21 protein-coding genes are annotated in these 23,542 nt (G+C 49.8%); 15 read left to right on the forward strand and 6 right to left on the reverse strand.

Annotated elements, in window-relative coordinates; all coding sequences use genetic code 11:
- Positions 1–6: 6 nt before the first annotated feature.
- Together HF984_RS01400 and HF984_RS01405 are read right to left on the reverse strand one after the other, a co-directional pair.
- Positions 7–1,104, reverse strand: a complete 1,098-nt coding sequence (locus HF984_RS01400) for a glycosyltransferase family 4 protein (RefSeq protein WP_168613901.1) — start codon at positions 1,102–1,104, stop codon at positions 7–9.
- A gap of 4 nt (positions 1,105–1,108) precedes the next feature.
- Positions 1,109–1,993, reverse strand: a complete 885-nt coding sequence (locus HF984_RS01405; protein ID WP_228008020.1) for an alpha/beta fold hydrolase — start codon at positions 1,991–1,993, stop codon at positions 1,109–1,111.
- A 158-nt stretch (positions 1,994–2,151) separates the two neighbouring features.
- Here HF984_RS01405 and leuS point away from each other — a divergent pair, with 158 nt between their 5' ends.
- The 6 genes from leuS (at position 2,152) to holA (ending at position 10,145) form a co-directional block, all read left to right on the forward strand.
- Positions 2,152–4,707, forward strand: coding sequence for a leucine--tRNA ligase (leuS, locus tag HF984_RS01410; protein WP_168613902.1), 2,556 nt, complete (start codon positions 2,152–2,154; stop codon positions 4,705–4,707).
- 90 nt (positions 4,708–4,797) lie between these two features.
- Positions 4,798–5,676, forward strand: a complete 879-nt coding sequence (locus tag HF984_RS01415) for a DegV family protein (RefSeq protein ID WP_168613903.1) — start codon at positions 4,798–4,800, stop codon at positions 5,674–5,676.
- Positions 5,677–6,088: 412 nt separating this feature from the next.
- Positions 6,089–6,631 (forward strand): helix-hairpin-helix domain-containing protein, encoded by a 543-nt coding sequence (locus tag HF984_RS11795; protein ID WP_228008022.1) that lies wholly within the window; start codon positions 6,089–6,091, stop codon positions 6,629–6,631.
- A gap of 2 nt (positions 6,632–6,633) precedes the next feature.
- Positions 6,634–8,217: a ComEC/Rec2 family competence protein gene (locus HF984_RS01425; protein ID WP_168613905.1), complete on the forward strand. Its 1,584-nt coding sequence runs from the start codon at positions 6,634–6,636 to the stop codon at positions 8,215–8,217.
- A complete protein-coding gene (locus HF984_RS01430; RefSeq protein WP_168613906.1) occupies positions 8,201–9,103 on the forward strand; it encodes a ComEC/Rec2 family competence protein in 903 nt (300 codons plus the stop codon). Before HF984_RS01425 ends, HF984_RS01430 begins: the two co-directional genes overlap by 17 nt.
- Positions 9,104–9,164: 61 nt before the next feature.
- Complete coding sequence (gene holA / locus HF984_RS01435; RefSeq protein ID WP_343947484.1) at positions 9,165–10,145, forward strand: DNA polymerase III subunit delta; 981 nt, start codon at positions 9,165–9,167, stop codon at positions 10,143–10,145.
- Positions 10,146–10,226: 81 nt separating this feature from the next.
- Here holA and rpsT read toward each other — a convergent pair whose 3' ends face one another.
- Complete coding sequence (gene rpsT / locus HF984_RS01440) at positions 10,227–10,493, reverse strand: 30S ribosomal protein S20 (RefSeq protein ID WP_168613907.1); 267 nt, start codon at positions 10,491–10,493, stop codon at positions 10,227–10,229.
- A gap of 182 nt (positions 10,494–10,675) precedes the next feature.
- Positions 10,676–11,242, reverse strand: coding sequence for a type II toxin-antitoxin system PemK/MazF family toxin (locus HF984_RS01445; RefSeq protein WP_168613908.1), 567 nt, complete (start codon positions 11,240–11,242; stop codon positions 10,676–10,678).
- 235 nt (positions 11,243–11,477) lie between these two features.
- Here HF984_RS01445 and lepA point away from each other — a divergent pair, with 235 nt between their 5' ends.
- Together lepA and hemW are read left to right on the forward strand one after the other, a co-directional pair.
- Positions 11,478–13,334, forward strand: coding sequence for a translation elongation factor 4 (lepA, locus tag HF984_RS01450; protein ID WP_168613909.1), 1,857 nt, complete (start codon positions 11,478–11,480; stop codon positions 13,332–13,334).
- Positions 13,331–14,578, forward strand: a complete 1,248-nt coding sequence (gene hemW, locus HF984_RS01455) for a radical SAM family heme chaperone HemW (protein WP_168613910.1) — start codon at positions 13,331–13,333, stop codon at positions 14,576–14,578. The genes lepA and hemW overlap by 4 nt, the downstream gene beginning before the upstream one ends.
- 71 nt (positions 14,579–14,649) lie before the next feature.
- On the opposite strand, the gene HF984_RS01460 is transcribed toward hemW, so the two are convergent.
- Together HF984_RS01460 and HF984_RS01465 are read right to left on the reverse strand one after the other, a co-directional pair.
- Positions 14,650–15,066 carry a DUF4870 domain-containing protein gene (locus HF984_RS01460; protein ID WP_228008024.1) on the reverse strand — a complete coding sequence of 139 codons (417 nt, stop codon included), beginning with the start codon at positions 15,064–15,066 and terminating at the stop codon, positions 14,650–14,652.
- A gap of 133 nt (positions 15,067–15,199) precedes the next feature.
- Positions 15,200–16,063, reverse strand: coding sequence for a DUF3097 family protein (locus HF984_RS01465; protein WP_168613911.1), 864 nt, complete (start codon positions 16,061–16,063; stop codon positions 15,200–15,202).
- A 173-nt stretch (positions 16,064–16,236) separates the two neighbouring features.
- Here HF984_RS01465 and hrcA point away from each other — a divergent pair, with 173 nt between their 5' ends.
- The 7 genes from hrcA (at position 16,237) to HF984_RS01500 (ending at position 23,484) form a co-directional block, all read left to right on the forward strand.
- On the forward strand, positions 16,237–17,217 hold the full coding sequence (gene hrcA, locus HF984_RS01470; RefSeq protein WP_168613912.1) for a heat-inducible transcriptional repressor HrcA: 981 nt from the start codon (positions 16,237–16,239) through the stop codon (positions 17,215–17,217).
- Positions 17,218–17,280: 63 nt separating this feature from the next.
- Complete coding sequence (gene dnaJ / locus HF984_RS01475; protein WP_168613913.1) at positions 17,281–18,408, forward strand: molecular chaperone DnaJ; 1,128 nt, start codon at positions 17,281–17,283, stop codon at positions 18,406–18,408.
- 25 nt (positions 18,409–18,433) lie between these two features.
- Positions 18,434–19,198 carry a 16S rRNA (uracil(1498)-N(3))-methyltransferase gene (locus HF984_RS01480; RefSeq protein WP_168613914.1) on the forward strand — a complete coding sequence of 255 codons (765 nt, stop codon included), beginning with the start codon at positions 18,434–18,436 and terminating at the stop codon, positions 19,196–19,198.
- A 130-nt stretch (positions 19,199–19,328) separates the two neighbouring features.
- Entirely contained in the window at positions 19,329–20,426 is a 1,098-nt protein-coding gene (locus tag HF984_RS01485) for a PhoH family protein (RefSeq protein ID WP_228008025.1), read from the forward strand.
- Between the two features lie 3 nt (positions 20,427–20,429).
- Positions 20,430–20,936 carry an rRNA maturation RNase YbeY gene (gene ybeY, locus HF984_RS01490; RefSeq protein ID WP_168613915.1) on the forward strand — a complete coding sequence of 169 codons (507 nt, stop codon included), beginning with the start codon at positions 20,430–20,432 and terminating at the stop codon, positions 20,934–20,936.
- Between the two features lie 5 nt (positions 20,937–20,941).
- Positions 20,942–22,240 (forward strand): hemolysin family protein, encoded by a 1,299-nt coding sequence (locus HF984_RS01495; RefSeq protein WP_247596397.1) that lies wholly within the window; start codon positions 20,942–20,944, stop codon positions 22,238–22,240.
- A gap of 155 nt (positions 22,241–22,395) precedes the next feature.
- The gene (locus HF984_RS01500) at positions 22,396–23,484 is read left to right on the forward strand and encodes a GTPase Era (protein ID WP_168613916.1); all 1,089 of its coding nucleotides are present in this window, start codon (positions 22,396–22,398) and stop codon (positions 23,482–23,484) included.
- The last annotated feature ends 58 nt before the right edge of the window (positions 23,485–23,542 follow it).

The raw sequence follows: 23,542 nt of genomic DNA on the forward strand, positions 1-23,542 counted from the left end.
TCCTGGCTAGAGGTTTTTGAGTACTTCGAGGAGTTTTCGTGCGGATGCGTCCCACGAGTACTGGTTCGCGTCGTGCAGTCCTTCAATGATTTGCTTGTTTTGCAGAACTGGATCTTCGAGATCTCGGACTGCTTGGGCAAATTCGTGTGGATTGCGCGGGCTTGCGAAAAGTGCGTGCGGTGCTATTTCTTTGAAGATAGGTATGTCTGAGATGACGACAGGACAGCCGGATGCTTGTGCCTCCACTACGGGTAGGCCGTAGCCTTCGGCGCGTGTTGCGGTGAGAAGGGCTGAGGCTTGTGAAAGTAGTTCGGTGTAGTGATGTTCTTCGACACCGTTATGAAAGATGACGTTGCTCGGCGCTTGTTGTTTAAGCCTGGCGTGGTCTGCAGGGTTGATGCGTGAGAGCAAGTGCAACCGGTAATCGGGCAGATCTTTCATTGCTTGGATGAGGGTCTCTACGCCCTTATAAGGCATGAAGGACCCCATGTATAGAAGATCTTTCGTGCGATGCGTGGCGACGGTAAGTGCTTCCTGCTCGCTGATGACCGATCCAGGCTGTGGAGCATTCGCTATCACATGGAGCGGACGACGAGTGAGACGGTGTTGCTTAATGAGTCCTGCCGTAGTCCTACTCACTGTTGCTACAGCATCGGCCCTGTTGAGTAAAAATCGCTGCGGTAGGTACGACTTATGGAAGATGCGCCATCCGATTTGTACTGCCCGCGGCAGAAATGATGGGGGAGTAGGGTGCTCATAATAGATGAGGTCGTGCAGGGTCAGAACCACTTTAAATTTTCGCCCGAGAGTACCCATGGTTTGCATGGGTGAAAACACAACATCCGGCGAATATTTGTTCAGTTGTAAGGACGCCAGCGGCTCGAGCGGCCCCGTGGGAGAACAAATTTTGATGTGGGGCACGTTAGATAGCATTTTGAGTTGGGCATCATCGCTGATTGCCATGAGTAATTCGAAGTTCGCGGGAACGGCATCATCATTAGTATGTTGTAACCGTTGTAAAGCTTCAATGAGTGATGCTGTATAACGAGAAATGCCGTCATGCTGGGTGGTTCGGGTGTAACGCGCGTCCACAATAAGTTTCATGGTGCTAGTCCTCGATGAATTCTTTGATGAGTTGAGCTGCATGACGTGGTGTTTCGTAATGCACCAGATGACCAACCTGTTCGATGACGTCCATTCGAACCGTGGCAATTGAATCGCGCATAGCGGTGGCGGTTTTAAGTGTGCCCAAATCGTCATCTTCAGCAACAATCATCTGGGTTGGAGTCTGCAGAGCAGGGGCATAATAAGCTGCGGTTTCGCTAATAGATGTTTCATAAGCATCCAGTAGAGTTTGTCTGGAGCTAAATGCACCGAAGTAGGCGTCGTGCTGGCCATTGATAAAGGCACGTAATTCGGGGCTGGTGGTACGCATCATAAATTCACTACTTGCTCGTGTCACAATTTTTGACGTAAGCCAGAGAAAACCAAGCTTTTCCGGCAATTTTGTGCCCACTGAATAGTAGGCGGATGCCAAGCGAGATACCAGCTTTTGAGAACCTTCTAAAGCAGGCTCAGAAATAGGGTTGATGAGTGAAACCCTCGTGAAATTTTCAGGACGTACAACTGCAGCGTAGGTGCTGACGATAGACCCAAATGAATGCCCAACTAGGACAACGGAATCCTCGATTACTGTTTCTACAAATGCGTTGAGCCAGGCAGCGTAAGTAGAGAGATTATGCTGAGCATCAGATACAGATGAAGTTCGGCCAAACCCCGGCAGGTCAGGAATAATCACACAAAAATCATCGGAAAGGTACTGACCAATCAGAGCAAGTCCATGGTGATCACCCCGAAAACCGTGTACAAGAACCACCAGTGGATTGCATGTATCCCCATAAATCCAATAATGCGTTTGCGTGCCTAAGACCACCGCACTGTGCTCAGCTCCTCGAAGGATAGTATCCGGTACATTTTCAAAGGGGGGAGTCAACGGAACGCCTCTTCTCATCAAAGATTGCCAACAGCCATGAAATAGCTCCATAACAGCTTACAGGTTTGAGCAATACTGATGCCTTTTGGTATGTGAGCTAACGTTGAACCACCTCAGCATTTAGTGCAAAGACACGTTAGACTTGGTACAGAATTATTATGTTTTCCGTCAGATGCTTCTTGTGCATTTGTCAGGATGCGCAGGCACCAATAGACAGGATTTTTCAGTTGTCTCACGAGACAGAAACTAACGAAAAGTCATACGACTTCAAAGAAATTGAAGCGAAATGGCAGCCCTACTGGGAAGAAACTAATGTTTACGCTCCCACCAATGAGCCGGGCAAAGAACGTCGCTACGTACTAGACATGTTCCCGTACCCTTCAGGTGACCTTCACATGGGGCACGCTGAAGCATTTGTTATCGGCGACGTCAACGCGCGTTTTTGGCGTCAGCAGGGCATGGACGTTTTGCACCCCATCGGTTGGGACTCTTTCGGTTTGCCTGCGGAAAACGCGGCAATTAAAAACAATACCCACCCTAAAGAGTGGACCTACAAGAACATTGAAACCCAGGCGAACTCATTCAAGCGGTACGGAATCGCAGTTGATTGGTCCCGCCGCTTACACACCTCAGATCCTGAGTACTACAAGTGGACTCAGTGGTTGTTCCAGCAGTTCTACAAAAAGGGTCTTGCCTACCGCAAGTACTCAAAGGTGAACTGGTGCCCTAAGGATCAGACTGTTCTTGCCAACGAGCAGGTTGTTAACGGTGCCTGCGAGCGCTGCGGAACCACCGTCACTAAGAAGGATCTGAACCAGTGGTACTTCAAGATTACTGACTACGCGCAGGAGCTCCTTGATGACATGAAGCAACTTGAAGGTCACTGGCCTGAACGCGTCCTTGCGATGCAGAAGAACTGGATTGGTCGTTCTGAAGGTGCAGAGGTTAACTTCGTTGTTGCTGCCGGTGGTGGTAAAGATGAGACTTCAATTCCTGTCTTTACAACCCGTCCGGACACTCTGTACGGTGCTACTTTCTTTGTTGTAGCTGCTGATTCTCAGCTCGCAGTTGATTTGGTCGCTGAAGACCAGGTTGAGGCGTTGGAGAATTATCGTGAGCAGATTAAGGCTCTGAGCGACATTGAACGTCAGTCGACTGAGCGTGAGAAGACCGGTGTGTTTACCGGACGCTACGCTGTGAACCCTCTGACCGGCAAGGAGCTGCCGATTTGGGCTTCTGACTACGTGCTGTCTGATTACGGTACCGGCGCTATTATGGCTGTTCCTGCTCACGACCAGCGCGATCTTGATTTCGCTAAGAAGTTTGATATTCCCGTTGTCACCGTGGTGGAGACCGGGGAAGAGGATCCTGCAGAAACAGGTGTTGCCACCGCTGGTGAAGGCACTTTGATCAATTCAGGTGAGCTTACCGGTTTGTCGAAGGCTGAAGGTATCGCTAAAGCTATCGAAATCATTGAGAAAGCCGGCACCGGTGAAGGCAAGACGATCTTCCGTTTGCGTGACTGGTTGCTCTCACGTCAGCGTTTCTGGGGTACCCCTATTCCCGTTATTCATTGTGAGAAGTGCGGTGAAGTGCTTGTTCCCGAGGAGCAGCTTCCCGTAACTTTGCCCGATAACCTTAAGGGCGAGGACTTGGCTCCTAAGGGGCAGTCACCTCTAGCGGCTGCTACCGAGTGGAATACCGTAGAGTGCCCTGAATGTGGCGGTGAAGCAAAGCGTGACTCAGACACCATGGATACTTTCGTGGATTCGTCATGGTACTTCTTGCGTTATGTTTCGCCCCAGTATGACGGCGGCCCCTTCGACCCAGAAGAAATGAAAAAATGGGGTCAGGTGGATATGTATGTCGGCGGTGTAGAGCACGCGATTTTGCACTTGTTGTACGCTCGTTTCTTCACCAAAGTTATTCGTGATCTTGGTTTGATTGAGCACAACGAGCCTTTCAAGGCACTCATGAACCAGGGCCAGGTACTCAACGAAGGCAAAGCCATGTCCAAGTCATTGGGCAACGGTGTTGATCTCGGTGAACAGTTGGACGCTTTTGGCGTGGATGCTGTTCGTACTACTATGGTGTTCGCATCCCCGCCCGAAGATGACGTCGACTGGGCAGATGTATCACCCGGTGGTGCATCAAAGTTCTTGGCACGTGCATGGCGTATTGCTAACGACGTAGAAGCCGAAGCGAACTCAGATATTACCCAGGGCGATGTATCGCTACGTCGTATCACACACCGCGCTTTGAACGATGTTACTCAGCTGGTAGAAACCGGTAAGTTCAACGTGGTTGTCGCTAAGACCATGGAACTTGTCAACGCAACCCGCAAGACCATTGATTCTGGCGCAGGTGCTACTGACCCAGCAGTACGTGAAGCTGCAGAAGCAATCGCAATTTTGCTCTCCCTGTATGCGCCTTATGTAGCCGAGGACATGTGGCACAACCTTGGCCACGATGAGCCTGTACTCACCGCAGGATGGCCAGAGATTGATGCGTCTTTGTTGGTTGATGACACCGTAGTTGCAGTTGTACAGGTCAAGGGCAAAGTTAAGGATCGCCTTGATGTTGCCAAGGACATCTCAGAAGCTGACCTTGAGAGGCTTGCGCTTGAGTCCGAAGCTATACAGCGTGCACTCAACGGAGCTGAAATCCGTAAGGTGATTGTTCGAGCACCCAAATTGGTTAACATCGTCATCTAGTTTCGGCTAGAACATGAAAAATGCGGGGATACGTATTTCACGTATCCCCACATTTTTTATGGCTTGATTCGCGCACGCTAGTATAAGGGTGTGAAGAAGATTGCTATCGTTACTGATTCTGCCTGTGCTTTGGATGCAGGTGAGATTAAAAAGTTTGAAGAATCTGGGCGTTTTGCTGTCGTCACTCTCGGCGTTCGCATCAACGACACAGATATTACCTCTACCCCAGATGTTGAAGAACGAATAGCGTTAGCTCATATTCAAGGCGAAGTTGTTCAGACGTCCTCTCCTTCGCCCGGTGATTTTCAGCGGGTTTATCAACAATTTGAAGCTGAAGGATTCGATGCGATTTTCTCAGTCCATCTCTCCGGGCAGCTTTCAGGTACAGTCAACGCGGCTCACGCCGCATCCCACCAGCTTGATCTGCCAATCCATGTCATTGATACCAAAACTGTAGCGATGGCTCAGGGAACAGTGGTACGCGAACTCATGCGTCTGACTGAAACTTACGACAATCTGGCCGTTTTGGTTGATGCAGCATACGAAATTAGTGAACGCACACGTCTCATTTTTTATGTGCCTACTTTAGATGCGCTACGAAAAGGCGGCCGCATACATCCGGCATTAGCTCGAGTAGGTCAGATGTTCCAAATCATGCCGGTAGCAACGGTTGAAGATGGTCGTTTGGTGTACCTTGAACGCCCACGCACCGCGTCGAGGGCTAAAGAGCGTCTTAAAGAAATTATTACCACTGAATGCCGAGAGCGATATCAGGTAGCAGGCAGCCATGATGAAATGCTTTTGGCAACCCAAGGACGCGTTGTCGCAGTACATTACTGTGGGAATAGAGCCGAAGCAGTAGATTTTGCTCGAGACATCAACGGCGATCAGGCCACCGTTTTGACCGCATTGCCAGCAGTTTTGTCAGCTCATACTGGTCTTGGTATCTTAGCAGTTGCCGTTTACTAATGTGGACACCCGTCTTTTGTGGACACAGCTTGTGTGGATAAGTCACTAAAAACCGGGTTTTATCCACATTTTCATATTTTCCCCAACATCCTGAGTGGGACGCATTTACTCTTGAGGCATGTACGAACCACATTCTCCTGAAACAGACGCTGAACCGGATGCTGTGACTCGGCTACTAGCCAAGCGGAGAGGCCGTGATACAACTGAACCAGATCAGTTTCCACGAAGTGCCATCAACTATGCCTACGAATTTGATCACGAAGATCGGCCTCAGCCTGAGCCACTTAAACATTCCGTAGTTCGTTGGCAACCGCCTTCCTTAAAATCTATCGCTGGCTTATTTATTCTTTTTGCCACGGTCATAGCTCTTAGTTTCCTGCTTTCGCATCAAGGATCCCAGGATGCTACAGTCGTGGCTACAGCAGAAGATGCGAAAACTTCAAACGAAGCGTCGGAGAACCCAGCACAAATCCCCACTACCTCAGCTACAGCATCACAGGTGACTTCCAACGGCACGGTAGTTGTTCACGTTGTTGGGCAGGTACATCAACCCGGTGTCTTTCAGTTGCCCCAAGGTTCTCGCGTCAACGATGCGGTAGAAAAAGCTGGGGGAGTAACGGCAGAAGCAGATACCTCTAAGGTCAACCTTGCTGCATCAGCGACCGATGGCGCCCAAATATATATTCCTGCGGTGGGGGAGCAAGTTGTAGGGCTACCCGTTGCGGCGAGCACTGCCGGTGTAAATCCCTCCGCCAGCTCCGGCACAGTTATCAATCTCAATACCGCAACATCCGAGCAACTTCAAGAGCTACCTAAAGTCGGACCTGCCACCGCTGAAAAAATCATTTCGTGGAGAGAAACTAACGGTGGATTCAGTTCGGTTGCTGATTTAGATAACGTTCCCGGCATCGGACCTGCGATGCTCGAGATGCTGACACCGCTAGTGACGGTGTAAACATGAAGTCAATCAAGGTGCAGAGGATCTGGAAGTCATTAGCTGCTTCATATTCAAAAGATCTCGAGGCAAGCTACCGGAAGAGAGCGCACGCCAGCATCACCGATACGCGGATGCTATTACCGGCTCTTGGTATTTGGGGTGCAACGTCCGGCATTATCATCTCCCCGGATCAGTTTTTGGGTTACATCTATCTAGTGTCGGCAGTGCTGATCTGTGCTATTGCCGCAAGAATGTTTTACACACCCGCTGAACAATACACCGGTCTAATCGTCTTAGCTTCAGGTATAACTCTTGCGCAGAGTTTGTTGTTAACTGCTACCCATCAGGTAGAGGCGTTCAAGGCAGCTAATGAGTGGAACAATTCATTTGTTGAAATCACCGGAACTGTGAGAACTGCTGAAAAAGGCGAAAATTCTCAAAGAATCATTGTTCAAGGGACAAAAATGAAAGCGCGCAATTTTCAAAGTCCTTTTGATCTACCTGTTTCTTTCACCACCTACGATAGCGCTGAAATGAAAGTAGGCGATACCATCTCGGTGCGCGGAACCTTGCAAGCGACAGGTAGCCACTACCGCATTATGCGACCGACCGCGACTCTTCAGCACAGGGGACAAGAACCCGCGACGTTGGCTTTTAAAACGAGAATGCGTGAGTACACCGAATCAAACCTTGACCAAGACGAAGCGGCCCTCGTTCTAGGAATGACCTACGGTGACGATTCCGGAATGAGCGATGAGACAGCGAATGATTTTAGAACCACCGGTCTAACGCATCTCACCGCGGTTTCCGGTGCAAATATAAGCCTGGTCTTTGTGTTAGGTTTCAGGGTGCTTCAGTATTTTAGGTGCCACCGCACTCTCAATATCATGATTTCAACTGGGGCTATAGTACTCTACGTGTCATTAGTAGGTGCTGAACCGTCAGTTCTGCGAGCCCTATGCATGGGTGTTCTAGGAGCCCTTGCACTCATCTCAGGCACAGGACGCTTTAGCGCACCCATGCTCTGGGTCGCCGTTATTGCGCTTTTGATGATAGAACCGCGTTATGCCCTCGATTATGGTTTTGCCCTATCTGTTATCGCTACTGCAGCTCTCATTATCCTGGCGCCAGCACTGGTCATAGTTTTTTCAACTGTTATGCCGCGTCTGATTTCGGAAATACTAGCGATTCCTATCTCTGCCTCGCTGTGGTGCGCTCCTGTGATGATTCTGATGGTGCAGTCCTACCAAACGTACTCCGTTCCAGCTAATATCATGGCAACATTCATTGTTGCACCGGTGACCATAATCGGTTTGCTCGCTACAGTAGCTATTTTTCTGCATCTAAACTCAGTTCCCAGCTTGGATGCACTCGTGCAGTTGCTCATACAATTAGCTGGAATGTGCTGTCGAGCTCTCATGAATATTGCCCACTGGGTATCCGGTTTACCACTGAGTGTCGTGCCCCTTGAACCATCGTGGAGAACAATGTCTCTCGCCCTAATAGTTATCGTATTGGTGACTATCTGCGGACTGAAGCTTAGAGGGCATCTTGAACGAACTGCCTTCTACACTGATAGAGGTCACGATGTCCATTCGTGGTAACCATAGAAGGATGCGTCGTCAACAGACCTGGTTTTTTTGGCTGATAATCACCGTGTTAGCTGGGTTCACAATTGGTCATGAATTGGGGACGCAACGTGTAACCGCGGCTCCTAATCAGTGGCAGATTGTGACCTGCGATGTTGGGCAGGGGAGCGCGTCCTTGATACATATCGACCATGACAGTGCAGTCCTCGTGGACGCTGGGGACGAGCCCGATAAGCTCCTAGGCTGCTTGAATTGGGCAGGAATATCGAAATTGGAAGGAATATTTTTGACCCATGAACACGAGGACCATGTCAAAGCCCTAGAAAGCGTTGAAAAATTTCGTGGTACACCCGTATACGTCTCAACTGTTTTTGAGCAGAAGCAACTGCCGTCAGGGTACACAAATTTGCAAAGGCAGCTACAAGGTCAGTCGTTAGGATTCACCGGTGACCAATGTAGCGTTGAAGCAAAGACGTTGAGTCCAGACGGTTTAACAGCACATCTAGAAGCATCGTACAACAATGACTCGTTGACAGAGCTACTCAATATCTCTTGCATCGAGGATCGAAATCTGACATATCTAGCCACCGGCGATCTAGAAAAACCGGGTGTGCAGAAGTTGCTATCGCAAAATCCAGATGTTCACGCTGATGTATTGGCTGTCCCTCATCACGGTTCGAAAGGCGCAGGCACAGCTTTACTGGAGGCCACGCATCCACAACTTGCGCTGATTTCAGCAGGCAAGAATAACGAATACGGTCACCCACACCAAGAAATTACTCAATATCTTGCCCAACATCATGTACCCACCGCGAGCACCATCGAGTCAGGGCACATCGCTACGTATGTAGAACAAGGAAGACTTATGATGGTTAGCTCTCATGCGCGCGGTAGGAGTTAGCGCTAGCGGGTTCATTTCGTTATGCTCTAATCGGACTATAAGACAAAAATGAGGTGCTGTCGTGGCTCGTGCAACAAACAATTCAGAAACCTATGCGTGGAAAACAGTGGGCCCAGCACCCGTCATCATGCTCTACGGATCAGAAGAGTTCTTTGCAAGTCGAGCACGAGATCGAATTCGCGCTGAATTTCGAAAAGCCAACGATGATGTTGAAGTTATTCAGTTGAACGCTAAAGATTACAAAACTGGTCAACTAATCGCCGAAACAAGCCCTTCGTTGTTCGGTGGCGCAAAGATTGTTGAAGTAGAAAATCTAGCGTCAATGAGCGATGCTTTTCTTCCAGACGCTTTGCAGTACGTGCAAACACCAGATACTGACTCAGTTGTAGTGATGATTCACAGCGGCGGTAACAAAGGTAAAAAGCTGATTGATACCGTCAAAAAATCGTCGCATCCCTTTATTGAAATCAAGCCGCTTAAGAAGGATTCCGAAAAACAGAATTTTGTTCACTACATGGTGAAAGATATGGGACGGCACATTCAACCGGATGCGGTAGAGATGCTGGTCTCGGCTGCTGGCAACGATATTTCGGAGTTAGCCTCCGCCTGCCAGCAATTGGTTAAGGACTCTGAAGGAACAATCGATCTCAAACTGGTCGATAAATACTACGGTCATCGGGTTGAGGTTACTGCCTTCAAAGTTTCTGATGCGGCTGTTTCAGGAAATCCGCGGGTAGCTATGAAACTTCTTCGCAATGCTCTAGATACAGGAGTTGAGCCTATTCCATTGGTAGGTGCTCTTGCCGCCCGCATGCGAAATATTTCGAAAGTGCATGGCGGCCGTTCAGCCAATGGAATACCGGGTATGGCTCCCTGGCAAGCTCAACAGGCACTGCGCGAATCACGCAGGTTCTCATCCGACGATATCGCTCGAATATTCACTGTATTAGCTGAAGCTGATGCAGCTCTGAAGGGGGAGTCCTCAACTCCCGAGTACGTTGTAGAGAAGGCAGTGCTTGCCATTGCAACCGCTGGCAGGTAAAAACTTTAAATAAAAATGACCCCTCGTGATGAGGGGTCATTTTGCTTTTTAGAAGTTTCTAAAAAGCTACATAAGTAAAACTTATGCTGAAAGCTTGTTTACACGAGCTGCAAGACCTGACTTCTTATTAGCAGCGTTCTTCTTGTGCAGAACACCCTTTGAAACAGCCTTGTCAAGCTTGCGGCTTGCAGTGCGGAGCGCTTCGGTTGCTGCTTCAACGTTTGAAGCCTCTACAGCCTGGTTTACCTTACGGATGCTGGTCTTCAGATCAGACTTGATCGTGTTGTTACGCAGACGAGCCTTCTCGTTGGTAAGGATGCGCTTCTTCTGGGACTTGATGTTAGCCACTTGTATAACTTTCTGTTTGTCTAATTGGTCGGTGAGGGCGACGCTGGTCGATCATCGACTGAGCGGCGTGGGGATGCCTATGGCAATCAACCAGCTGTGTCCAATGACCATCGGACACACATCTATAGACTGTACCAGACTTTGCCAGCCAAACCTCTAAGATTTATGCCACAGAAACCGTGTTATTGCTGGTTCAGAGCGTAAATAATCTTATTGAAAAGGTTCTCTGCAATGACAGAGCCTTCACGGCGAACGTCCTGGGGGAGAACCCGTAGAACGCGATCGAGTTTAACTTCAGATGCACGCCCCTTTGAGTCCCATGAGCCGGTACCGATATCAAGGTATCGCGGGTCACGATCTAAAACGTTGGTGTTGTCTTTGCTGGTCAGCATCAGGGCCAGTAGGTACTGGTTGTCGTGTCCAATAATAAGCACGGGACGATCTTTACCTTGCGAGTAATCTTCCTGGTAAGGAACCCATGTCCATACCACTTCACCTGGGCCTGGTTGACCATCAGGTTGAGGGGAGTAGGCTGCGTGAACTGTGCCTGAGTAATCGCCGGGGTAGGGAGCTGACAATCGCGAGGCGGCTGTTCCATGCGTGGGAACGTTTTCGGGAGAGGTATAGCCAGCCGGGCGAGATTCCTGGCCGGAAGTGGGTTTTTGGAGTTTCTGAACTTTTTGATATTCGCGGTAGGCGCGTTGACCGAAACTGATGATCTTTCGGACGGTGGAGAGATTGAAATTCATGTTTTAACTTTACCGCTGTACCCACGCTACGCATTGAGTTTCAAGATGAGCTAGACAAAAACTTTGCCGGATAGCTACATCACCGTGCTATTTGCCACCCGGCAGATATCGGATTGGAATACGTTTTCTACGGTTGCCTTGTTAGAATTAACTTTTGAGTTTTCAACGGGCATTTTGTGTGCCTCATATCTACTGTTCTTCGCGTGAGCGCGCGTGTAGAAAGGACGATACCTACGTGTCACCCTTGGCCACTAACCCTCCGGTTCCTTCGGCAACAGATCCAGCCGTCATTCGCAATTTTTGCATTATTGCGCATATTGACCACGGTAAGTCGACCCTCGCTGACCGCATGCTGCAGGCTACCGGAGTTGTTACACCCCGTGAGATGAAGGCGCAGTATCTTGACCGTATGGATATCGAACGTGAACGCGGCATCACTATTAAGTCGCAGGCCGTTCGTATGCCGTGGGAAAAAGATGGCGTGAATTATGCGTTGAATATGATTGATACCCCCGGTCACGTTGACTTCACTTACGAGGTATCACGCTCGCTGGCTGCGTGTGAAGGTGCGCTTTTGTTGGTGGATGCGGCTCAGGGCATTGAGGCTCAGACCCTGGCGAATCTGTATCTGGCAATGGAAAATGATCTGACCATTATTCCTGTGCTTAATAAGATTGACCTTCCGGCAGCTCAGCCTGATAAGTATGCGGAGGAACTCGCTCATCTGATTGGTGTCGAGCCCGAGGATGTTTTGCGTGTTTCAGGTAAAACCGGTGAAGGCGTGACAGAACTTCTGGACCGTATTGTTGAGCTTCTCCCCGCGCCTGAGGGTAAGGCGGATGCTCCTGCCCGAGCTATGATTTTTGACTCAGTCTACGATTCCTACCGCGGTGTGGTTACTTATGTTCGCGTGGTGGATGGCCGTTTGGAGTCGCGTCAAAAAATTAAGATGATGTCTACTAGCGCCGAGCACGATCTACTTGAAATTGGTGTGATTTCGCCCGAACCCAACCCCACTAAGGGTCTTGGCGTTGGTGAAGTAGGCTACTTGATCACCGGTGTTAAGGACGTCCGCCAATCTCGTGTTGGCGATACCGTCACTAGCTCAGTGAATGGAGCATCAGATTCTTTGGGTGGATACGAAGATCCCAAGCCCATGGTGTTCTCGGGATTGTTCCCTATCGACGGCTCTGACTACCCGGTCCTGCGTGATGCGCTGGACAAACTCAAGCTGAACGACGCAGCTTTGATTTATGAGCCTGAGACCTCGGCAGCACTCGGCTTTGGTTTCCGCGTAGGCTTTTTGGGTCTTTTGCACCTTGAAATCGTACGCGAGCGCTTGGAACGCGAGTTCAACCTCGACTTAATTTCTACAGCACCCAACGTTATCTACGATGTAGTGGACGAATCAGGCGAGACTCGTCGTGTGACTAATCCCAGCGAATTCCCCGAGGGTAAAATCGCGGAGATTCGTGAACCAATGGTTGCGTGTACGATTATTGCGCCCAGTGAATTTATTGGTGCAATTATGGAGCTTTGCCAGTCCCGTCGCGGCATTATGGGGGGCATGGACTACCTGTCACAGGATCGTGTTGAACTTCGTTACCGGTTGCCGCTTGCTGAAATTGTCTTCGACTTCTTTGATCAGCTGAAATCACGTACCAAGGGTTATGCCTCATTGGATTGGAAACTCGATGGTGAAGAAGAAGCTGACCTCGTCAAGGTCGATATCCTCTTGCAGGGTGAGAAGGTTGATGCTTTCAGCGCGATTACTCACCGAGATAAAGCGTATTCGTATGGCGTGATGATGACCGGTAAGCTCCGTGAGCTTATTCCTCGCCAGCAATTTGAGGTGCCAATTCAGGCAGCCATTGGCTCACGCATCATTGCGCGTGAAAATATTCGCGCGATTCGCAAGGACGTTTTGTCGAAGTGCTATGGTGGCGATATTTCACGTAAGCGTAAGCTTCTTGAAAAGCAGAAGGAAGGTAAGAAGCGCATGAAGATGGTGGGCCGTGTGGAGGTTCCCCAAGAAGCCTTCATCGCTGCGCTTTCTTCTGGCGAAGAGTCAAAGGATAAGTCCAAGAAGTGACCCCAGCTCAACCTTTAGGTTTGCCTGCTCCGCTCGATGGTTCGATTCCGCAAGAATCCACCATCGGCGCGGAGCATCGCGCTTTTAGCCTGTATGTGCATGTACCGTTTTGTTCGATTCGGTGTGGTTACTGTGATTTCAATACGTACGCTGTTGATGATTTTGGCAATGGTGTAGGTCTTGATTCTTATGCGCAGGACGCCATCGCTGAGCTGGATTTTTCGGCTCGCGTCCTTCGGGATAATGGGGCACCTGCACGGAAGTTGCATACCGTATTTTTTGGTGGCGGGACGCCCACCAAATTGCCTGCTCGCGATCTGGTGCGCATCCTCCAACATGCTATTGATTTGTTCGGGCTGGAAGATAATGCAGAAGTAACCACCGAGGCAAATCCAGATTCTGTGACCGCGGAAGATTTGCAGGTGTTAGCTGATGGTGGTTTCACTAGAGTTTCTTTTGGAATGCAATCTGCTGTTCCGGAAGTTCTAGAGGTTCTGGATCGTACTCATACTCCAGCTAATGTGCCCAAGGTAGTTCAGTGGGCTAAGGATGCTGGTTTGCAGGTTTCGGTGGACCTTATTTATGGCACACCGGGTGAGACTTTGGAGCAGTGGGTACAGTCGATTAAATCTGCGATCAGCTACCGCCCTGACCATATCTCAGCGTATTCACTCATTGTTGAGGACGGTACCAAACTAGCGGTGCAGATTAAGCGTGGACAGTATGAGTTGCCCGATGATGATCTCATGGCAGATATGTACACCGAGGCGGAAAAACTATTGTCTTCGGCAGGTTACCGGTGGTACGAGGTCTCAAACTTTTCAACTAGTCCACAGACTCAAAGCACCCATAATTACGCGTACTGGAAGAACCAGGACTGGTGGGGCATTGGCCCCGGAGCGCATTCTCATATCAACGGCACTCGTTGGTGGAACGTCAAGCACCCCGTTGCCTACTCTGGGCGCATCCGAAACAACCAGTCTCCAGCAGCTGCACGCGAGATACTTGAGCCCTCCACCCGGGACTTTGAAAGTATCATGTTGATGCTGCGAACCGTAGAGGGCGTCTCAACTTCTTATCTCCAAGAGATCCACGGTGAGGCGTTAGAGCCAAAACTTCAATGGCTTGTTTTACAAGAACTAATTGACTCCACTGAACTAGCCAACGGTAGGGTTGTCCTGACCTTCAAGGGTCGTCTGCTGGGGGACGCAGTGACGCGGGAGCTTCTGCCAGAAACCGAATAAAGAGCGTTTAACTAAGCATCGGGGGTAGCAAAGCTTTGAAGCTTTGCTACCCCCGATGCGCTTAATAGATGTTATTTCTTGCGAGAAATCATATCGAACAAGCGAGTGTTCATGGGGTAGAGATAGGGGTTACCCTTATTGACTTTGATGCCACCGACCAAGGACATCACTGCAAGATAAGCCCAAATCAGAGCGGCAAGCATACCGAAAAATCCGCCAACGTCGGGAACGGTGCACAGAGCGAAAGAAACAACGAGAACAATCGTTGGCAACAAGGTGAAGTTCAGTGCTTCGCGCGATTCCTGCTGGGTGAAAGGGCCACGTCCCTTGTAAAGGTAGTAAATAACTGCTGAAGGTACGCAACCTAGAACACCGCTGAAATGAGCGAGTGTTGCGATATTGCGGTCTTCAGAAACGCTTAAATTACCAGCAGCAGCATGGGTTCCTTCGAATTGTGAGTCAGAAGGAATCTTAGTTGCAGTATTCAAGGGCAGCTCATTCTTATAGGGGTTTACAAGGGGGAAAGCATCGATAAACGCTTTACGTCATGTTTATTTTATGAAGAAACTAGGTGATTGCACAGGGAATCTAACTAATTTCATCAAGAGATTGCTCACAGAATTATTGGTCAACCGTCAAAAAGTCAATCAGTTGTTCGACAGGTCCAAGTATCTGCGGTTCCAAATCGGAATAAGAATCAACTTTGGATAACATTAATTTCCACGACTGAGCGATGCCGGCTTGCGTTGAATGTGGCATACCTAGTCTTTTGAGGATGCCTTCTTTCCATGATTCTGTGCGGGGCACTACCGGCCACTTAGAAAGACCCAGGGTTTTAGGCTTAATAGCTTGCCACACATCCACAAATGGGTGCCCCACCACGAGAACATTCCCTTTTGCCCCGGGCACGCGAAGAGCATCTTCAACAATTCTGCTCTCTTTGGTACCCGTTACGAGGTGGTCAACTAGAACCCCCAATTTTCGTTGTGGTGACGGGCCGAATGCTTGAATAGCGCCGGCCAAATCGTCGAGGCCGTGCAAAGGCTCAACAACGATGCCCTCAACCCTTAGATCATGTCCCCACACTTTTTCAATCAACTCAGCGTCGTGAGTTCCCTCAACCCAAATGCGTGACGCTCGAGCAACTCGTGCAGGAGCATTTTCAACCGCGATTGAACCTGATCGTGAAATTTTAGGTTGAGATGGCGCAGCCTTCTTTTTGGGCGCTACGACGATGACGGGCTCGCCCTCAAACAGAAATCCCGGCCCCAGAGGAAATTTTTTGACGCGTCGAGCAGCGTCCTCAAGTCCAAAAACCTGCATCCCGCCGATTGTCTCAAAAGAAACAACAATTCCTACCCAGCCTGATTGGACGTCCTCCAATAAAAGTCCTTTTTGGAGGTAAATGGATTTCGCCTTCGGTGTGTTGTGTTGCTGGGCGAGGACACTCAAATCCTGAGGCCCCCACGAAGTGGCGCCGCTCATGCTACCCCTTGCTCTCGTCATGAATGAATTCTTTTAATTGTGCAGTATCGGCAGCCGCTCTTGTGCCAACAGCGTACGGGTAGGCGCAAAACTCAGAAAAATATTAGAGTAAGAATTAGCACTCTGCTCTCTAAAGTGCCAGTGGACAACGTGTGGAAGGAGGATGCACTCAGGTGAACCGCGAGCGCCAGCTGAAAGTTTTACAGGCAATCGTTGAAGACTATGTTCATTCTCGAGAACCGGTGGGTTCTAAGGCTCTGATTGAGCGCCACAATATGAAGGTCTCGAGTGCCACTGTCAGAAATGATATGGCTTCATTAGAAAATGAAGGGGTGATTACTGCCCCTCACGCCAGTGCTGGCAGAATTCCAACCAACAAGGGCTATAGGCTATTTGTTGACCAGATTGCAGCGGTCAGACCCCTGTCTACAGCGCAAAAGGACGCAATCGAACGCTTTCTCGACTCTGCTGATGATGTAGATCAGATGATGGATCGAACGGTTCGTTTGTTGTCGCAACTCACTCACCAGGTCGCGGTCGCTCAGTACCCGATAATCTCTGAACCGCTTGTTCGCCATATAGATTTGGTTCCTCTTGGGGCGCATCAGTTACTGTTGATCGTTGTCTTAAGCAATGCCGAGGTGCTTCAGAAACAGCTGAAGCAGGTCAATATCTCTGATGCAGATATACCTGTGCTGTGCAGAACCGTCCGCGCATCCGTTTTGGAGAAGGATTCCGCTGTTACGCCATCCGTTTCCCACCGCCTGCGGGCCGCTTATGACACCGTTATGTCGGCCGTAGAGCAGCTGATGCGGCATCATCAAGTGTCCCGCCTAGCTATTGCCGGTACGTCCTATCTTGTTGAATCAACCGATGATTTCTCACACAGTATCGCTCCGATTCTCGACGCGCTTGAAGAACAAGTTGTGGTCTTGCGACTATTAGATGAGCTTCAGCAAGATCAGCGTGGATTTTTAGTACGCATTGGATCTGAAAATGAGAAAGAGCTACTGAACGATACAGCGGTGGTTGCCTCTGGATATGGCCAGGAAAACGTCTCTAAACTAGGGATTGTCGGGCCTACACGCATGGACTATTCAGCGAACCTAGCCGCTGTACGAGCTGTAGCTAAATATTTGTCGCGTTTAATGTAATCAATCTAATGCGATTCAAAGCTTTTAATTATTAACACAGAGTATGAAGAGGAAAGAGTATTCGTGAGCGATCACTACGAAACCCTGGGTGTCTCTAAAGACGCCAGCCCTGAAGAAATCAAGAAGGCATACCGTAAGAAAGCTCGCACTCTCCATCCCGATTTGAACCCGGGTGAAGAAGCGGCCAACGAATTCAAGCGAGTTTCGCATGCCTACGAAGTTCTCTCAGACCCCGAAAAGCGTAGCAATTATGATCGCACTGGCAACGAGAACGGCAATCCCTCTGGCTTCGGCGGCGGTGGCGGCTTCGGCGGTTTTGGAGGCTTTGAAGATATTTTCAATACTTTCTTCAGCCAGCAGCCGCAGGGGCCCGCTAGCCGTACTCGCCAGGGACAGGACGCGCTCATTCAAGTACGCGTTGACTTGGTAGATGCTGTCTTTGGCGTGAACAAAGAAATTACCGTAGATACTGCGGTGAGCTGTGACGTCTGTGAAGGCGAAGGCACAGAACCCGGTTATAGCCCAGAAACGTGTGATACCTGCGGCGGTCAGGGGTACATGCAGCGTCAGGTTCAGTCTATTCTCGGCACCGTTGTACAGCCCGTTCAGTGCCCCTCCTGTAACGGGTATGGCACTGTTATTAAGCATCCTTGCCACGAATGCTACGGCGAAGGACGCGTACGTGAGCGTAAGCCGCTGACCATCAAGATTCCTGCTGGCGTTGCTGATGGCACTCGCATCCGCCTTTCGGGTCAGGGCGAGGCTGGGGTTGCCGGTGGAGCTAACGGTGATTTGTATGTAGAGCTTCGGGTAAATCCGGATCCCACGTTTACCCGCGACGGCGATGATTTGCACGCAACGATTGTCATTTCAATGGCTGCTGCGGCTTTGGGCACTGCAATTACTCTGGATAGCTTTGACGGACCTCAGGAAATCTCCGTCAAGCCTGGCACCCAAACCGGTGATGTTGTAACGCTCAAGGATTTGGGCGCTACCCGTCTGCGCGGTGGTGGTAGGGGTAGCCTGCACGTTCATTTTGAGGTGCGCATCCCTGACGATCTCACCGATCACCAGCGCGATTTGTTGCGTCAATTCGCAGAATCACGCAACGAGGACTTGGGACGAAGCGAGGTCGTAGAGCAAAAGCATCACACCGGTTTCTTCTCACGATTCAAAGAACGTTTTCAGTAAATAAGGGTTAGGCACAGGCTAAGCTATGACGTCACCAGTTTTTTATGTTGAGCCTTCAGAATTATCAAAGGTTGAGGTTGGAAGTTTCATTGCCCTCAGCGGCGAAGAAGGTCATCATGCACGAAACGTGAAGCGACTTTCATCTGGGGAGTCTGTTGATGTTGCAGATGGCGAAGGAATGCGAGCTGTTGGCGTCGTAGAGTCTGTTCTGCCTGAAGGTTTGAGTATCCGCGTCATCGAAATGGCGCACGAGTCACGGTCTCCTCGGCTTTACCTTGTCCAGGCTTTAGCAAAGGGCGATCGTGACATCATGGCCATTGAGATGGCTACTGAAGTTGGTGTTGCCGGTGTTATTCCTTGGCAAGCTGACCGTTCAATCGTTCGGTGGAAGGGCGAACGTGCAAAGAAGGCTCATGCCAAATGGCAAAATGTTGTCTCTGCCGCAGCTAAACAATCTCGCCGGTCGCTGATTCCTACGGTGTATGACCTTCACACGTCAAAGCAGCTTACCCAAACGATTGCCGAGGTGACGGGCGAAAATGCAGCTGTATTCATACTTCACGAGCAAGGCAATCAGCAGCTCACCTCTGTTCTAGCTGATACTAATCTCTCAAGCACCGAAGAAATTTATGTAGTGGTGGGGCCTGAAGGCGGAATCTCCCCTGAAGAGCTGGATGCGTTTGTGCAAGCAGGTGCGCAGGTTACGCTCTTAGGACAAGAAGTTCTGCGAAGCTCAACAGCCGGTATTGCAGCGCTATCGGCTGTAAACATCGCGGTGAAGCACTGGTAAACATTGCCAGATGCTCGTTTTCTCGAGTCACACTTTCTATCTCGTTGACTCTAAAACTTGTACTGTAGTACTAACACTTACTTTTCAGGCTAGGAGCTCTGAGCAAGTCCCATAGGGGACGAATTCTTTTATGACTATTAATTCCACTTCATCATCACGTCCATTGTCTGTGGCTCGTACTTTTTCATTCAAAAATCGTACAGAGATGGTTTCCGTTCTAGGTCCGCATGATTCATCTCTGGCGCTCATTGAGCAGCAGTTCCCAGGTGTCTCTTTGCGCCCTAAAGATTTGGATATAGTGGTCACTGGCCCGTCAGAGACAGTTGCTACTACGGTGCGTTTGTTGGGCGAGCTACGCATATTAGCAAACAGCGGTTCAATCATTTCGCAAGAAGTTGTGACCCGTATGCTCAAAATGCTAGCTGTCGAGATGGCGGCTCCTGCTGAAGCTTTGAGCCAAAATATTCTAAGTTCGCGCGGCAAAAGCATCCGCCCCAAGACTATTAACCAAAAAACATACGTTGATGCTATTGATGATGCCACGGTTGTTTTCGGTATTGGTCCAGCTGGTACCGGTAAGACTTATCTCGCGATGGCTAAAGCAGTTCAGGCTTTGCAAGCTAAAGAAGTTAACCGCATCATTTTGACGCGTCCGGCTGTTGAGGCCGGGGAACGGCTAGGCTTTCTGCCGGGATCGCTCAACGATAAGATCGATCCTTACCTGCGCCCTTTGTACGATGCGTTGCACGACATGATGGATCCCGAAGCCATTCCACGACTGATGGAATCTGGAACCATCGAGGTTGCTCCGCTTGCTTATATGCGTGGACGCACCCTCAATGATGCTTTCATCATTCTTGATGAGGCTCAAAATACTACGGTGGAACAGATGAAAATGTTCCTCACCCGCTTGGGATTCGGCTCAAAAATGGTGATTACCGGCGACGTGACGCAGATCGATTTGCCCAACGGTCAGGCCTCGGGTCTAAAGCAGGTTCGCGAGATTCTGAAAAACGTTGAGGATATTCATTTTTCGATCTTGGAATCTGTGGACGTCGTTCGTCACTCGTTAGTGTCAGATATCGTGACTGCTTATGACCAATGGGATGAAGACAAAACAGCGATGGAAAGAAAGCGCAACCGCAAAGTAAAACGCGCGACAATCGAGGCTGCAGCAGAAAAACTTTTGGAGCGCTCAGGCGTTGATACTTCGAAGGGCGAGAAATAACCAATGGCCACAGAATTTGAGATTGAGGAAGTCCCAGCCACAGCTAACTCTTTTGTACAGCAGGCATTTTCTGAAGTAAGCACAGAAGAGCTGACTCGTTTGGTGGATTTTGCTTTCAACAAGTTATATCTGTCTCCTGCTACTGAACTTTCAATTAATATCGTGGGGGAGCAAGAGATGGAGCGAATTCACCTTGAATGGATGGATTTGCCTGGCTCAACAGATGTCATGTCATTCCCAATGGATGAGATGACCGAAGGCACAGCAGATGAACTGGCTGAAGGTATGCTTGGCGACATCGTGCTATGTCCACCCGTTGCCGCGCGCCAGGGCGCTGATGCTGGTCACTCCACCAGCGATGAGCTCTGTCTGCTGACAGTTCACGGAATTTTACATTGTTTGGGCTATGACCACGCCACCGCTGAAGAAGAGGCAGAGATGTTCGGGATTCAGCGCTCAATTCTTGAGGAGTTTTTAGGTCGACCAGCTCCCGTTGAAACGAGGCACTAACTGCAATGATGCTTTCACTAGGTTTATTTGCGGCAAGCGTCCTTTTAGCTTTTCTTTGCTATGTCCTAACTGCAACTGAAACAGCTTTTACCTATATCTCAGGTTCTGATTCTGACCGGCTGAGGGAATCTGCTCGTTCCAAGCGTTCCATGCGTCTGGTGGATGAGCCCGAACGCTTCATGTTCGCAACCAGAGTTTGGAAAGTTATCTTTGAGACGGCGTCCATCGTCTTGTTTTACGTGCTTGTGGATCGTTTTACAGATAACCGCCCCTGGGTAACGGCGATTATCACAGTGATTGTGATGAGCTTGGTGGGCTTTGTCTTGTTCGGTGCCCACCCCAAATACCGGGGTCGATCAAATCCGTATCGTGTGTTGCGCACCTTTGGTGGATTGACTTATCTTCTGGGGTCAATTCTTGGACCACTGCCCGATTTGGTATTGGCATGGGGCCGCAAGGTAAACCCGTCTGAGGCTGAAAACAAGGCCGGATTTTTTACTGAAGATGAGCTTCGCGAGTTTGTTGACCGCGCCAACACTACCGATGCAATCGAAGATGACGAGGCACAGATGGTTCACTCCATCTTTGAAATGGATGAGACTCTTATTCGTTCATTGATGGTTCCACGTACCGACATGGTGACGATCGGTATTGATGAGCCTTTGGACGATGGTATGAATCTCATGCTCCGTTCAGGTTATTCACGCGTTCCTGTCCTGGGTGAAAATGTGGATGACGTACGCGGACTGCTCTATCTGAAGGACGCGACCCAGGCTTTTGTTAAAGCGCGAGCTGGGGGAGTTCTGCCTTCCATTGCAGAAATTATGCGCGAACCTCGCTTTGAGCCGGAGTCTAAGCGCGCTCTTGAGCTCCTTCAAGAAATGCAGCGCGAATCCACTCACGTTGCAATTGTCATCGATGAATACGGTGGCACGTCCGGTTTGGTGACACTTGAGGATCTGATTGAGGAGCTGGTTGGTGAAATCGCTGACGAGTACGACAATGAAAAGCCTGAAGTGGTCATGCAAGAAGATGGCACTTTCAAGATTAGTTCTCGTTTGAGTGTCTTTGAACTGGGAGAGACGTTCGGTATCGATCTTGAAGACGATGATGTTGATACTGTTGGCGGTCTGCTTTCGAAGCATCTAGGACGCGTGCCAATAGTTGGAAGCGAAGTCACGGTGGAGGGCCTGCACATTCGTGCTATCGGCACCCAGGGACGTCGCAACCAGATTGCAACCTTGCTGGTGTGGGCTGAACCAGGACTTCACGAACCAGAAGACCACGTAGTAGCGCATCCATAATTTTGTTGTTCACAGGGGAGAAACGTATTGACGTTTCTCCCCATACTGGTTGAGATTCACACTGGCTAAAGCAAGAAAAAGCGTGTCACTTTCAATCGATAAGCTGTAGAGTTAGCCCTTAGTTATTTTGTTTTTATCGTTACGAAGGTGACAGTATGGATTTTGCTTCTTTCCCGGAGGACTTTACAGCAGGCTTTGCTGTGATGGTCGGACGTCCCAACGCAGGTAAGTCAACTCTGACTAACGCGTTAGTGGGACAGAAAGTTGCAATTACGTCCAACCGCCCTCAGACTACACGTCATACCATTCGCGGCATTGTGCACCGTGATAATTTTCAGCTAGTTCTGGTTGATACCCCCGGTCTTCATAGACCTCGAACTCTTCTCGGCGAGCGCCTCAACGACATGGTGGCTGAAACTCTGGCTGAGGTGGATGTTATCGGTTTCTGCATTTCTGCAAACGAGAAGATTGGCCCAGGCGATCGGTATATCGCTCAGCAGTTGGCGGCATCCGGCAACAAGCCAGTCGTTGCGATTGTCACTAAAGCCGACACTGTGAGCCAGGAGGAACTGGCTATTCAGCTACTTGAGGTTTCTCGTTTAGGCGAAGAAATTATGAGCGCAGAACGCGCTACTCGTGCTGAACGCAAGCGTCGTCAGCAGCCACGTAAAAAGGGCGATACCAATCTGGCTTTCCGTAAGGATTCTGGCCCGGCAGCTCAGCGTCGTAAATCTCAAGCAAGCTCTGATGCCCCGGTGAATGACGGAAAAGGCGGATGGGCCGATATTATACCCGTGTCGTCTGTCAAAGGTTTCCAGGTTGAGCAGGTTGCTGAACTTCTTGCCTCTCATATGCCTGTTTCTCCACCGCTTTACCCTGAGGGGGAGCTAACGGACGAGCCCGAGATGACACTTGTGGCGGAGCTCGTTCGCGAAGCAGCGTTGGAGGGGGTGCGTCATGAACTTCCCCACTCCGTTGCGGTGACTGTCGAAGAAATGGAACTTCGCGAGGGACGTCCGGAGGACAGCCCCTTGGTAGATATTCATGTCAATCTATACGTCGAACGTGATTCACAAAAAGCTATCATCATTGGCAAACGTGGGTCACGACTGCGTGAAATCGGTGCAACTGCCCGCCAGAATATCGAGGCATTGCTGGGTACTAAGGTGTATCTAGATATCCACGTTAAGGTAGCTAAGGACTGGCAGCGAGATCCCAAGGCGTTAGGACGTCTAGGGTTCTAAGCATTCTTTAGGCCTTCTTCAGGTAATACCGGGGTTATGCGGTTACCCTTGAATACTG

Source organism: Rothia terrae, assembly GCF_012396615.1.
Classification (GTDB): domain Bacteria; phylum Actinomycetota; class Actinomycetes; order Actinomycetales; family Micrococcaceae; genus Rothia; species Rothia terrae.